Genomic DNA, 13130 nt, shown 5'->3' with positions numbered 1-13130 from the left:
TAAATATAAAAAAGTATCTTCTGCTAAAACAGAAGATACTCAATTATTCAATTAATATTGTACAACACCTGCATTTACTTCTAGGAATTTTCCCCATTGCTCTTCTGTAGCATATTCACCCATTCTTGTACAAACTCTTGTACAACAATCTGATCTTGAACCAGAGCAACCATCTGAATATTCAGCAAATATTTCTTCATTTTCAATTTCTTCAAATAAAAAATCTTTTTTATTTAGCATTTTATTCACTCCTTTTTTTACATTTCCTTAATTAATTATAATATCCATTTTATCAATTATCAACATATTATTATATTATTTTACATAATAACCTAAAAATAACTTTACACATTTTACAATTCAATCAATTTAAAGTTTCTAAAACATAAATTTTCTTAATTATAATATAAAATTTAACACTTTCTTCTTTTCTTAATCGTTTAGCTTTCTATATAATCAACGCTGTTATCTTCTCTATAGTTTCATCCTCTAAAACATCTATATAACTTTAAACTTAAATTTTCTTCATTAGTATTTTTTAAAGACTAATTAAAACTTAATAATAATCTGTGTTTTAAATCACCATTTACTTATAACATAACCTAAGAATAAAAAGTTATTCGATATAACTCCCGAACAGTTTAATATTTAAGTTTATTACCTTTTAAATTGTCTTTATTAAACCCTCTTCATAAACTCCACATACAAATTCTCTGGAACCTTATTGTGAAGCTTTATCTCAACTTTTATTGGTTTCTCTCCTTCATACCTTACTACATCTCCTTTTCCTATATAGATATAAGGCTGTACTTTTCTGTCTATCTCCTTATATTTTCTAACAAAAAGGTGCAAGTTAATTCCTCTTTCTTTATTGAATATTATGTTTTTTCCTCTTTCAGAGCTTTGTGCTGTACTGTTTGGTGTTTCCCATTGAAACAAGCTTCTACTTAGAAATTCATCTTTATAGTTAATGCTTTCCTTTATATCTTCATCCTTATTTAGGTCCACAAAAAGGAAGTATTCCTTTCCATTTGCCATTAGTCCACTTCCTCTAAAGGAACTATGTATCTTTTCATAATTAGATAGAAGTGCAGCATCCACCATTTGATATTGTTCATATAGCTTAAAAAATGGCACTCCAAAATTTTCACTACCAAATCTCTTCTCATAGTTTATAAGTCCATAGTTTAACAAGTCCACTATGATTTCCTTATACCTTTTATCTGCCAATATCTTTTCAAAGCTTATTAGCTTTACTAACTTCTCTCCAATTAAATCAAATAATTTAATACAATTACTCTTTTCCCTTGAATCATAATAATCTTGGTTTAGTGTTCTAAAGGCATGTTTAACTGTTTCTTCATCTACAGACTTTATATACTTTCTTATTCCCTTTGAAGCTTCATCTAAATTTAACTCACTTTTATTTATTAATTCCTTTATTATGGCAAATTCATGAGGTCTCTTTAGAGGTAATTTATCTGATAATTCCTTTAAAACCTTATAAAAATCCTCATCTAAAAGTTCTAAAGCCTCGTAAGTCTTTTCAACCTTATTAAGAAATCCCTGATATGTCTTTCCATAATTAATAAACTTAAGTGGATCTGGTGCTCCATCAAACTTAACATAGTCCATTAACTGATAAGGAATCTTTCCACCTAAAAGAGATTTAAACTCATTATATTCTTCCTTTAAATACTTTAAGCTATTAAAATTCTCTGTGTTAAGCTGATTTAATATTCTCTCCTTAGAAATTCTATCCATCTGAATATTAGAGCATCCTGGAATATCAGAAAAATCTGTAGCAACTGAAACCTTTAAACTATCCTTATCATAGTATCTTCCACCTTTTAAGGCTAAGGCTATTAAAAAGGCCTTGTTATGATTTCCTATAAAATCTAAAACAGTTAAGAATTCTTTACTCCTATGTTTTCTTAATCCTCTTCCAAGCTGTTGTATAAATATTATTGGTGAATTAGTTGGTCTAAGCATTAGTACCTGATTAATTGAAGGAATATCAACCCCCTCATTAAATATATCAACAGTAAATATAACCTTTAATTCATGGTTTTCATTTTCAAGATTTTTTATTTCCTCTGTTCTCTTATCTATTGAATGATCCCCAGTTAAAGCTATGCTAGGAATACCAGCCTCATTAAACTTACAAGCCATGTAATAAGCATGTTCCTTATTTATGCAAAACCCCACTGTTTTTTGCTTATTTCCATCAAAACCATAGAACTTCATCTTATCTATAATAAAATCAACCCTTGAGTTAATCATTAATCTCTTAGAAATCTCAGAAATATTATCCAAATTAACATTGCTATAATCAACTGCCTCTATATCAGTTATTCCAAAATAATGAAATGGTACAATAAGTTCATGCTCTAAAGCCTCATTTAGTCTAATCTCTAAGGCTACATTATTATCAAAAACCTGAAAAATATCTCCAGTATCGCATCTCTCTGGAGTTGCAGTTATTCCAAGTAAAAACTTAGGAGTAAAATGATTTAATATTCTCTCATAAGTGGGTCTTGTACTATGATGTGCCTCATCTATAACTATGTAGTCAAAATCATCCCTCTTAAAATCCTCTAAGTTTCTACACATGGTTTGAACAGTAGAGAATAAATAATCAGCTTCCTTTTCCTTTGAGTTTCCTGTGTAAAATCCCATGGTGATATTTTTATTCTTACATAAGCTTTTATAAGTTTTCTCTGCACTTCTTAAAATATCTTCCCTATGAACTAAGAATAATAACCTTTTAGGATTAAAGGCCATAACATCAAAGGCTGACATATAAGTCTTTCCTGTTCCAGTTGCTGCAATAACTAGAGCCTTATCCTCTCCAGCACTTCTTAATCTTTCAAGGTTTTCCATAGCCTCTTTTTGCATGAAATTAGGTTTTATAACTTCATACTCACTAAAATCAATAGCTATTTCCCTTTGCTTTTCCTTAATACTTTTAATAAACTCATTGTATTTATCTAAAAATTCATCATCAACAATTCCAGTTGAGCTCCATATTCCCTCATATTCTTCTAAAACTTCCTTAACAAAGTCAGTGTCCTTCTTAGAAATAATCATAACATTCCACTCAACATTACTCTTTAAGGCCCTTTGAGTTATGTTAGATGAACCAATTATAATCTTAAAATTATCCTCATTCTCAAATATGTAAGCCTTAGTGTGAAACCCCTTTTCACTGTCAGCAATAAAAATCTTCAAATCTATATTCTCAAAACTCTTTACCTTCTCTAAAGCCTTTGGCTCAGTAAAGTTTAAATATGTAGAAGTTATTATCTTCCCCTTAACTCCTCTTTCCTCCAAATCCCTAAAAGAATCCAAAAGAAGTTGAAGCCCACTAAAATTAATAAAGGCAACACTAAAATAAAAACTCTTACACTCCCTTAGACTCTCCTTAAGTTCCGCCAAAAGATTTCCTCTTTGGGAATTAACAATAAGCCTGTTCTTAATAAGATATTTATCTTCAATGATGCCTTTAGATCCTACCTCTTCAATTTTATCCTTTATAACTTTTTCCTTTATATCCTGTAATACACTCATTCTAATGCTCCTAATTTTACAATATACAAATATATAAAAACAGTAGTTTCCTTATTTTCATAATAACTATAAAACGTCAAACCATCTTTATATATTTGTATTTACTGTTTTATTTTAACATTAAAACAATTTTATTTCCATTTTTAAAAATAAAAAACTTATATCCCTTTCTCCTCACTAAGCTCATCAATATACTCTTTAGCTTCCTTTAGTCCAAAGCTTGTAATCTCTCTGCATCTTCTTACAGCTTCAACATTCTTTCCTTCTGAAACAAGCCTCTTTAATTCCTCTTTTTCTTCCTTTGTTACAATTTCAATTGCTCCAAACTTTTCAGCAATCTTATCTAAAGTAATCCTCATATGCTTAAGATCATTTCTCATTTGACTAATAACACTAACTAAAATCATCAGCATACAAGCTCCTATAATTATCCATATACTATTGATATTAAACTCCATATTTCCCCTCCTACATTTTAAACCTTCTTCATATTACTAGAGCCATAGGCATTTTCAGCCTCTCTATATAACTTCTTATAGCCTGAACCCACCTCATTTTTCTGCAATATATTTGAAAGGAGCCATGTATTCTCAATATACACAAACTTCCAATACTCAAAGTCACTTCTGCTATAATTATCATTTCCCTCTATTACTCTTCTTTTCCCTTTTGTATTAACTATGTAATCCCTCATGGAAAAATTAACCTCAACCCAAATAAATCCCCATTGCTTTTCATCTCCCTCAAAGAGACTTATTATTCTACACCCATTAAACTGAATATCCTCTAAAACATTTTTCTTATTTTCACTTTTAAGCTCCTCTAAAACCTTAAGATGCTTATTATATAATGAAGTTGTAAGTAAACTCTCCACCCTTTCATATTCATCATCATTCCAAGCATACTGAATACTATAAAAGGTATCCTCAACAACAGATTTTATATAATTAATATTCCAGTAAGGATCCTTTAAGGATAACTCCTTTAGCTTATCACTTTTACGCTTAACCACTTTACTATACTTATCCATCTCAACAAACATTAAAACTATCCCTCCAGACAGCAAGAAAAAAGCTACTGATCCAAAAAGGAGTTTATGTTTCATAATAAATTTAAAATCAAAGGCACTGGCCCCATCTTTTCCACCACCACTTTCACTTGATGAGATAAAGCCACCACCTCCTGCTCCACCTCCTCCACCGCCTCCTCCTGCTCTTGCATAAATAGGCTGTGAAGGTACTATTAGTAATAATATAAATAAAATCTCTATAATTCTTCTACACTTTTTATTCCTCATTAATCTCTTCCCACCTTAATATTATCCTTTACTATGGCCATAAACCTTTGAACATTTCCAGAAATTATATTGCATATCTTAACTACTTCTCCATTTACATTCATAACTATAGATTTCCTCAGTATTCCTTCCCTTTCTTCAATAGAAGAAATATCCTCATATAAAAAGCTTTCTGTATGCCAAAAGCCTAAATTTAACTCATAAAAAAACACTCTTTTATTTGTTGCAATGAGTATCCCTGGTCTATATCCTCTTCTGCATACAAAAGTTAAAAGAGAACACTTCAAATAACATAATGGTCTTTCATCATAATCAAGTTTCTTAATTGCTTCATCATAAAATTTACTCATTAAAAATCACCCCATAAAACCCCAGAATGCTACTAATATTATATAACAAAACTGTTAATAATTTAAATTTATTACTCTTTATTCTTCTAACCCTTCCCTATAAAATTTTTATAACTTTTTTCGATTATATACTCATTTAAGGGAAGAAAATAACTCATATATGTAAGATAAAGCTTTATATTTTTTTCCAATTATACATTTACTTTAAAAAATCTAACTAAATCTCCCTAAGCTTAAAGCATAGTCTCTTAACTCCTTATTAACCTTCAATTTAAACAATATTAATCCTCCCTAAAGTTTCAATCACACTAAATTATTATTCATCATAGTTTATTATATATGGACAGTACTGTTAATTAATAAAAGCCCTAAACTTCTTTCATTAAAAATAATCTTAGATTAAGCCTTAGGAGGGAATAAAGGTGAAATTACATGAAGCTAAAATATTGTCAACTGTTAAGGTAATTGACATAAAGGCACAGGGAGAACTAAGGAGAAGATTTTTTGACCTAGGAATAATAGAAGGAACAGATATAAAAGTTTTATATGCTGGCCCCTTTAGTGACCCTAGGGCCTATTTGATAAGAGGAACTGTAATAGCCATAAGGGAAGAAGAATGTGAAGAGATAGAAGTAATTTAATAGTAGGAGAAAAAGATATGAGTTTAAACAAAAATTCTACTGGAATTAGCTTATTATCTAAAGACAAATCAAGAGGAAACACCAAGGAAGACTATGTTGTAGCATTAGCAGGAAACCCAAATGTAGGTAAGAGTACAGTTTTTAATGCTCTAACTGGTTTAAATCAACATACTGGAAACTGGCCTGGAAAAACAGTTGCTAAGGCAGAAGGATACTATGAATTTAAGGATTCAACCATAAAGATAGTAGATTTACCTGGAACATACTCATTGCTATCAAATTCAGAAGAAGAAGAAATCGCAAGGGATTATATATGCTTTAATGATCCAGATATAGTAGTTGTTGTAGCTGATGCAACCTCCCTAGAAAGGAATCTAAACCTTTTTATACAAATATCTGAAATAACAGAAAAGGCAATCCTCTGCGTAAACTTAATTGATGAAGCAGAAAAAAATAACATAAAAATAGATTTAGATTTGTTATCAAAGGAACTAAACTCAACTATTGTTTCCTCCTCTGCTAGAAATGGAGTTGGCATAGAAGAATTAAAAGAGGCCATCTTTAAAGAAATCACCCTAAAAAACTCCAAAAAAAATGCAATAAATTATGATTCCCCTATAGAAAAAGCAATAGAAGAAATAGAAATCATACTAGATGAAACCCTTGAAGTTCCTAAAAGAAAGAAAAGATGGATAGCCCTTAGAATTCTAGAAGGAAATACAAGCATCTTAAAATCCTTATACAATAAATATAATATTCAAGAAAAGTATATAAATATGATAAGTAAAATAAAAGATGAGCTTAATAAAAATTATAAGGATCAATTAGTAGAAGATATAATCATAAAATCCATAATAAAAGAAGCTGAAAGAATAGGAAATAAGGTTGTTAAAGGTGGAGAAGAATATACTGACACCCAAAGAAAAATAGATAAAATACTTGTGTCAAAATCAACAGGAATACCTATTATGATAATGACCCTATTAGTTGTCTTGTGGATAACCATAACCTTAGCAAATTACCCATCTGAAATGCTTGCTAATATGTTCGCCCATGGAGAAATTTACATTAGAGACTTCTTCTCTGGACTAAACTTACCTTCTTGGATATCAGGAATATTAATAGACGGCATTTATGTTACTTTAGCTTGGGTAATTTCAGTAATGCTACCTCCTATGGCAATTTTCTTCCCTATGTTCACTCTCTTAGAGGACTTAGGATACTTGCCAAGAATAGCATTTAACCTAGATAAATGCTTTAAGAAATGCTGTGCCTGTGGTAAACAAGCCCTTACCATGTGTATGGGACTTGGATGCAATGCAGCAGGAATCATAGGATGTAGAATCATTAACTCTCCTAGAGAAAGGATTATAGCTATATTAACTAATGCTTTTATGCCTTGTAATGGAAGATTTCCTATGCTAATTTCCATAGCAGCCATATTCATAGGTGGAATATCTGTAGGAATAAAAGAAAGCTTTATATCAGCCCTTATAGTAACTGTAGTTATAATTTTAGGAGTCTTAATGACATTACTAGTATCAAAAATCCTATCAAAGACAATACTAAAAGGAATGCCTTCAAACTTTATATTAGAACTACCTCCATATAGAAAACCTCAAGTAGGAAAGGTCATAGTAAGATCAATATTTGATAGAACTCTATATGTCTTAGGTAGAGCCATTGCAATTGCAGCTCCAGCAGGGGCAGTTATATGGATATTCTCTAATATAATGATTGGTGATTCTTCAATACTAACAATATGTGCTGACTATTTAAGCCCACTTGCTAATGCCATAGGGGTAGATGGATATATATTAATGGCCTTTATCTTAGGATTACCGGCCAATGAAATAGTAATGCCTATAATAATAATGAGCTATTTAAGAGCCACCACAATGTTAGAATTAGATAACCTATATGAGCTTAAAGAATTATTAGTTGCTAATGGATGGACAATCTTAACTGCAATTAATGTTATGATACTATGCCTAATGCACTATCCTTGTGGTACAACCCTCTGGACAATCAAAAAGGAAACTAAGAGCTTTAAATGGACAGCCCTAAGCTTCCTAATCCCAACAGTGGCAGGCATAGTTATTTGCTTCATCACCACTCAGCTTTGGAGGCTCTTTGCCTAAAAACCTAAAAAGCCAAATTTAATAAAGAAAGCTTAAAACTCAAGAATTAAAAAGCCATAAAAAATTAAAATCATAAAAACTCAAAAGGTTATAATTCTAAAAACTTACTTTTAAATTAGAGCTTTGCTTGAAAAGGAAACCCATATTTTCTTTCAAGTAAATGCTCTATTTTAAATTAAAGCTTTACTTTTGAATTTAATACTTTACTTTTAATCTTAAAGACTTACTTCAAAGCCTAAAGCTTACTTTTAAATTTAGTACTTTACTTTCAATCTTAAAGCCTTACTTTAAAACCTAAAACTTATTTTTAACTTAATACTTTGCTTAAAAATCTAAAAAACTAATTATTTTTTTGCTGTATAATATATTTAATTATAAACATTGTTTAGACAAAAAATTTATTTTAAAGGGGATAGGTATTATGAATATAGGTATGATAGCATGTTTAACCTTAGGCATATTTTTCTTAATCTTTTCAATCTGTTTTGCTATTTTAAAGGAAAAAGGGGCAATACTTGTTAGTGGATTCAACTCATTTTCAAAAGCTGAAAGGGAAAAATATGATCAAAAAAGAATAAGCCTAGATATGAGAAACTCTTTTTTCCTATGGGCAATGATTTTATTTATAGGTGCACTCTTCTCCTATTTTGTAAGCCAATATTGTGCAATTATAGCCTTTATTATTTGGCTAATTCTCTTCTTTAAAGATGTCCATATTAGCGCAACAAAGGCCTTCGAAAAATATAAATTATAAATTTTACTTTTAAATGTATAAAATTCTTATTTCTGTCTATAATCAAGATATAAAACACCAATAAAAATTTTTAAAGTCATAAATTAACTTTTATAAAACCACAAGTTAAACTTATTTAGGTTGGTTTTATTGCTCCTAAAATGACCAAAGACTAGTTATTTTTTATTAACTAGTCTTTTTTATTGGTATCTATACTTTTCAATCAACTTTAAGAATTTAAACAGATATTTTCTATTAAAACTCTAAATGCATTTCTCTCTTTTTAATTTACTTTAATCATTAATCTTTTCCATTGTTTCATTTATTATCTTATAAAGATAGAATAAAAAAACATCTAAATATACTTGTTTAATATTGTTTAGCCTTAGATTTATTTATAAAAAACCTTAAAATATAAAATCCTAAAATACAAGCTAATATTCTTAACACAGTTAAGTCAAAATTAAAATGTCTAGGATAGAATATTAAACTAAAAAACAAAATAAATACTATAAATATCTTTAAGTTTGCTTTTAATGAATTGCATTTATTTATTATTATAGGAATTAATATGCCAAAAGGAATAAATAACATTAATATAAGAGATTGATCTAATATGTAAAGTTCTTCGTATATAGGCCCTTTATTGTTCATAATATGTTTTACCAAATTAATTGAAAATCTAAAAGGAATATAGCTTGAATCTAAAAGCTTACTACTCATACCAGCGGTGTGAGAAATACACTTTATTAAAAATCCAGAGTAAATTACTACAAATATAGTAGCTAGTATTCTATTAAGAGTCAAATACTTCTTAATTGAACTTTCTTTTATTGATGTAATAAGCTCATCTAATTCTATTGAATCCAATGCTTTTTTCTGAGCCTCTTCCTCTGAAAATCCTTCCTCCAAGAAGTCTTTTTTCATCTCTTCAGCATTATCAAGTAGTTGCATTTTTAACTCTTCCAATTCCTTTTGTGACATATCAAGTTTATTTAACTTATAGTCCAAAACCTCATTTAACCTCATCCTTCTCTCCTCCTAAAAACTTTTAATCAATTTTTCAATCAGCGAAAAATCTTTAAGCTTTAAGTCTAATTCACTTTTTCCCTCTTCAGTAATCTCATAATATTTTCGCTTTTTCTTTGAATTTTCAAATTCAACAAAATAATGCTTAATTAATTCTTTCTCTTCTAACCTCTTCAAAGCTGGATATAATGTTCCTTCCCCAATTATCAAGGCATCTTCACTCAAATTTTTTATTGTTTTAGAAATTTCATATCCATACATAGCATTATTCTTTAATAAAGATAATAAAATTATTTCCAAAGAACCTTTTAATATCTCTCTGTCCAAGCCATCACCCCTTTTAGCATAAAATTAATAAACCTTAAGTTTATACTCTTTAATATTTAATTCTCATCAAATGAACCTTTAATAAAGATTTATCAAACTTACTCTTTAACTCTTTTACCCTTAAGAAATTTATTCTCCAGTAAAATATTCTCAAGTTAATTTTATCCAAATATACATTGCTTTACAATGTATTTCCCAAGATTATTTCTCTTAAATTTTCCTTATGACTAAATAAATTTTATTGAATTTATATATTATTGGAATTATAAGTCATAAATTCTGTATAATAAAAAAATAAACTATTGGACAAGTTTATTTAATTTCACAAAAATATAATCTTTACAAAGGAGGAATTTTAATGTCTAAAAATCAAATTGAACTTATAACAGCATTAATTTTATTGTCATTATATTTAATAGCTCTTATAGTATTAAGGTTTGGATTTAAAATCAAAAGAAATGTAAAACTAGAAGGTAAGATAAGAAAAACCTTACCAAAGGCCTACAGCTATATCTACATATTTTTATTAATTGTAGGCTTTGCAGAATATGTATTTTTAAAAGGGAAAATCAACTTACTCTTAATAGTACTGTTAGGTGATCAACTAATATTATCAAGTAGACTCTTAAAACAAACTAAAAACTCAAAGGAAAAATACTATGACTATTTTTCCATAGGCTTTAGCTCAATAGCTATAATTTTATTAATAATAAACATGATATTTTTTTAGGAAATAAAAGACCTTTATAAGATTTATAAATATTTATAAATCTTATGCTTTCCTAAGCTTAATTGGGTTAATTTTATTTTTGGAGGTAAAATTTATGAAGGAAAAAACAGCAGAATATATTAATGTACTAGGAAGGTTTTGTGGAAAAAGAGATATTCCTTCTTTAAGAAAAGAAGAACTCGAAAAGAAATATGGTATAGAGCAAGCTGATGTAATGGTACTCTTTGGAGGGAGTATAATCTGTGGGGGTGACCTTTTAGCAGAAGGAATTAAAAATAATATTGCCAAAAAGTATGTAATTGTTGGAGGTGCTGGTCATACAACAGAAGTATTGCGTAAGAAAATGCATTCTCAACTTCCAAATGTAGACACATCAAAATTAACAGAGGCAGAAATTTTTGATGAATACTTAAAATATAAATACAATTTAAAAGCAGATTTATTAGAATGCAATTCTACAAATTGTGGTAATAATATTACATATCTTTTAGAACTATTAAAGGAAAATAATATTGAGTTTAATAGCATAATAATCATGCAAGATGCAACTATGCAACACCGTATGGAAGCTGGACTTCGTAAATATGTTTCTAGTGATATTAAGATTATAAACTTTGCTACCTATGATGCAAAAGTAATCCTTAAAGATGGTAAACTTGCTTATGAGAATGATATTTTAGGAATGTGGGACATTAACCATTATATAACTCTTCTAATGGGTGAAATCCCAAGGCTTTCTGATAATCCAGATGGATATGGACCTAAAGGAAAAGATTTTATTGCCCATGTTTCTATATCTGATGAGGTTAATCTAGCATTTTCAGAATTGAAAAAAGAATTCTCAGGAATGGTTCGTACTGCAAACCCATTATACGCTTCTAAAAATTAAACAAGCTCTAACAAGTATGTTACTAGTTTATAGTTTCCTCGGATAATTAAATTATTTTAGGATTAGATGTGTAATTTACATAACATATGTTAAATACTTGAAATTGAACACTTATATATTATATACTCAAAGAAATGAATAACTGTAAAATATTGTGTAAATAATAAATAACTATGAAACATATTTTTGGGTATAAAAGGGAGGTAGCAATAATGAAAATAGTTTTTATGGGGACTCCTGATTTTGCAGTTCCCTCATTGAAGAAAATGATAGAGAAATTTAATGTAAGTGCCATTGTAACACAACCTGATAAGCCAAGTGGAAGGGGTAAAAAGGTATCAATTTCACCAATTAAAGAGGTAGGACTATCTAATGAAATTCCAATTTTTCAGCCCGAAAAAATAAGAACAGACTCTGTAATTATTAATAAATTAAAAGAACTAAAACCTGATTTTATTATTGTTGTAGCATATGGTCAAATATTAACTAAGGAGATACTTGATATACCAAGACTAGGATGTATTTGTCTACATGCCTCTCTCCTTCCAATGTATAGGGGATCAGCACCAATAAATTGGTGTTTAATAAATGGAGAAACAAAAACTGGAAATACAACCATACTAATGGATACTGGTATAGATACAGGTGATATGCTCATGAGAAGTGAAGTTGAAATATCTGAATCTATGACAGCAGGAGAATTATATAATTTATTAAAAATAAACGGTGCTGAACTATTAGAAGAAACAATAAATGGAATTATCACAGGTAAAATTTGTGGAATAAAACAACCCAATGATGGAAGTTCTTATGTAAAGATGTTAAACAAACAAATGGCAAATATTAATTGGAATGACAGTAGTACTAACATACATAATTTAATAAGAGGATTAAGTTCTTGGCCATATAAAAATATAAACTCATGGCCAACTGCCTATACTTACTATAAAGATATTCCATTTAAAATATTTAAATCCAAGTCATTAGAAGCAAATATTATTGACCCGCCTGGTTATATTATAGATGCAAATGATGAAGGAATTAAAGTGGCGACCAAGAACGGCATTCTAATTATAGAAATATTACAGTTTCCAGGTGGGAAACCTCTTGAGGTAAAAGAATTTTTAAAAGGAAATAAAATAGAAAAAGGCATTATATTATCCTAAGCATAATTAATAGGCTATATAAGAGTAAAATATTCTTATTACTTCGTAATCTTCTTAATAAGACTACAATATTATGATTGTTGATTAGTAATATTCTTAAGTGGTATAAGGGTGAGAAAATGTACATTAAGGGAACTTTTAACAAGTTCCCTTAAAAAATTACATACTATCAACACTATTCTTAAACATAGCTAGAAATAAAACTCCAAAGTATAATCTAATTCCTTAACTAAACCAACTTTATTGTATAAAAATAA

13 protein-coding genes are annotated in these 13130 nt (G+C 28.8%); 6 read left to right on the top strand and 7 right to left on the bottom strand.

The window, feature by feature from the left end; all coding sequences use genetic code 11:
- Window positions 1-51 precede the first annotated feature (51 nt).
- From GOM42_RS05105 to GOM42_RS05085, 5 genes are all read right to left on the bottom strand, one after another.
- Window positions 52-240 (bottom strand): hypothetical protein, encoded by a 189-nt coding sequence (locus tag GOM42_RS05105; protein WP_110077348.1) that lies wholly within the window; start codon window positions 238-240, stop codon window positions 52-54.
- A 438-nt stretch (window positions 241-678) separates the two neighbouring features.
- Window positions 679-3570, bottom strand: coding sequence for a DEAD/DEAH box helicase (locus GOM42_RS05100; RefSeq protein WP_110077347.1), 2892 nt, complete (start codon window positions 3568-3570; stop codon window positions 679-681).
- 158 nt (window positions 3571-3728) lie between these two features.
- Window positions 3729-4028 (bottom strand): hypothetical protein, encoded by a 300-nt coding sequence (locus tag GOM42_RS05095; RefSeq protein WP_110077346.1) that lies wholly within the window; start codon window positions 4026-4028, stop codon window positions 3729-3731.
- Window positions 4029-4045: 17 nt separating this feature from the next.
- The gene (locus GOM42_RS05090; protein WP_110077345.1) at window positions 4046-4867 is read right to left on the bottom strand and encodes a hypothetical protein; all 822 of its coding nucleotides are present in this window, start codon (window positions 4865-4867) and stop codon (window positions 4046-4048) included.
- Window positions 4867-5217, bottom strand: coding sequence for a PH domain-containing protein (locus GOM42_RS05085; protein WP_110077344.1), 351 nt, complete (start codon window positions 5215-5217; stop codon window positions 4867-4869). Before GOM42_RS05085 ends, GOM42_RS05090 begins: the two co-directional genes overlap by 1 nt.
- 422 nt (window positions 5218-5639) lie before the next feature.
- Between GOM42_RS05085 and GOM42_RS05080 the strand changes: the two genes are divergently transcribed.
- From GOM42_RS05080 to GOM42_RS05070, 3 genes are all read left to right on the top strand, one after another.
- Entirely contained in the window at window positions 5640-5858 is a 219-nt protein-coding gene (locus tag GOM42_RS05080; RefSeq protein WP_110077343.1) for a FeoA family protein, read from the top strand.
- A 17-nt stretch (window positions 5859-5875) separates the two neighbouring features.
- Entirely contained in the window at window positions 5876-7999 is a 2124-nt protein-coding gene (gene feoB, locus GOM42_RS05075; protein WP_110077342.1) for a ferrous iron transport protein B, read from the top strand.
- A gap of 421 nt (window positions 8000-8420) precedes the next feature.
- Window positions 8421-8753, top strand: a complete 333-nt coding sequence (locus GOM42_RS05070) for a DUF3784 domain-containing protein (RefSeq protein WP_110077341.1) — start codon at window positions 8421-8423, stop codon at window positions 8751-8753.
- Window positions 8754-9101: 348 nt separating this feature from the next.
- Here the strand turns inward: GOM42_RS05070 and GOM42_RS05065 are convergent, their stop codons facing one another.
- Together GOM42_RS05065 and GOM42_RS05060 are read right to left on the bottom strand one after the other, a co-directional pair.
- Window positions 9102-9761 (bottom strand): hypothetical protein, encoded by a 660-nt coding sequence (locus GOM42_RS05065; protein ID WP_110077340.1) that lies wholly within the window; start codon window positions 9759-9761, stop codon window positions 9102-9104.
- 12 nt (window positions 9762-9773) lie between these two features.
- Complete coding sequence (locus GOM42_RS05060) at window positions 9774-10088, bottom strand: helix-turn-helix transcriptional regulator (RefSeq protein ID WP_003477403.1); 315 nt, start codon at window positions 10086-10088, stop codon at window positions 9774-9776.
- Between the two features lie 358 nt (window positions 10089-10446).
- On the opposite strand from GOM42_RS05060, the gene GOM42_RS05055 reads away from it, so the two are divergent.
- The 3 genes from GOM42_RS05055 to fmt all read left to right on the top strand — a co-directional run bounded on the left by GOM42_RS05055 (window position 10447) and on the right by fmt (window position 12873).
- Window positions 10447-10818, top strand: coding sequence for a hypothetical protein (locus tag GOM42_RS05055; RefSeq protein WP_110077339.1), 372 nt, complete (start codon window positions 10447-10449; stop codon window positions 10816-10818).
- A 94-nt stretch (window positions 10819-10912) separates the two neighbouring features.
- Window positions 10913-11707, top strand: a complete 795-nt coding sequence (locus GOM42_RS05050) for a hypothetical protein (protein WP_110077338.1) — start codon at window positions 10913-10915, stop codon at window positions 11705-11707.
- A 212-nt stretch (window positions 11708-11919) separates the two neighbouring features.
- Window positions 11920-12873 (top strand): methionyl-tRNA formyltransferase, encoded by a 954-nt coding sequence (gene fmt, locus GOM42_RS05045; RefSeq protein WP_110077337.1) that lies wholly within the window; start codon window positions 11920-11922, stop codon window positions 12871-12873.
- The last annotated feature ends 257 nt before the right edge of the window (window positions 12874-13130 follow it).

Source organism: Clostridium sp. 16K-1-R1, assembly GCF_023921145.1.
In the GTDB taxonomy this organism is placed as follows: domain Bacteria; phylum Bacillota; class Clostridia; order Clostridiales; family Clostridiaceae; genus Sarcina; species Sarcina perfringens.
Note: the sequence above shows the minus strand (reverse complement) of the source record. Positions and strands in the feature narration are given on the sequence as shown.

Bases quoted from the DNA above. Each gene is read 5' to 3' on its own strand.
- feoB (WP_110077342.1), top strand. From the start codon at position 5,876: ATGAGTTTAAACAAAAATTCTACTGGAATTAGCTTATTATCTAAAGAC.
- GOM42_RS05105 (WP_110077348.1), bottom strand. From the start codon at position 240: ATGCTAAATAAAAAAGATTTTTTATTTGAAGAAATTGAAAATGAAGAA.
- GOM42_RS05065 (WP_110077340.1), bottom strand. From the start codon at position 9,761: ATGAGGTTAAATGAGGTTTTGGACTATAAGTTAAATAAACTTGATATG.
- fmt (WP_110077337.1), top strand. From the start codon at position 11,920: ATGAAAATAGTTTTTATGGGGACTCCTGATTTTGCAGTTCCCTCATTG.
- GOM42_RS05095 (WP_110077346.1), bottom strand. From the start codon at position 4,028: ATGGAGTTTAATATCAATAGTATATGGATAATTATAGGAGCTTGTATG.
- GOM42_RS05085 (WP_110077344.1), bottom strand. From the start codon at position 5,217: ATGAGTAAATTTTATGATGAAGCAATTAAGAAACTTGATTATGATGAA.
- GOM42_RS05055 (WP_110077339.1), top strand. From the start codon at position 10,447: ATGTCTAAAAATCAAATTGAACTTATAACAGCATTAATTTTATTGTCA.
- GOM42_RS05070 (WP_110077341.1), top strand. From the start codon at position 8,421: ATGAATATAGGTATGATAGCATGTTTAACCTTAGGCATATTTTTCTTA.
- GOM42_RS05100 (WP_110077347.1), bottom strand. From the start codon at position 3,570: ATGAGTGTATTACAGGATATAAAGGAAAAAGTTATAAAGGATAAAATT.
- GOM42_RS05090 (WP_110077345.1), bottom strand. From the start codon at position 4,867: ATGAGGAATAAAAAGTGTAGAAGAATTATAGAGATTTTATTTATATTA.
- GOM42_RS05050 (WP_110077338.1), top strand. From the start codon at position 10,913: ATGAAGGAAAAAACAGCAGAATATATTAATGTACTAGGAAGGTTTTGT.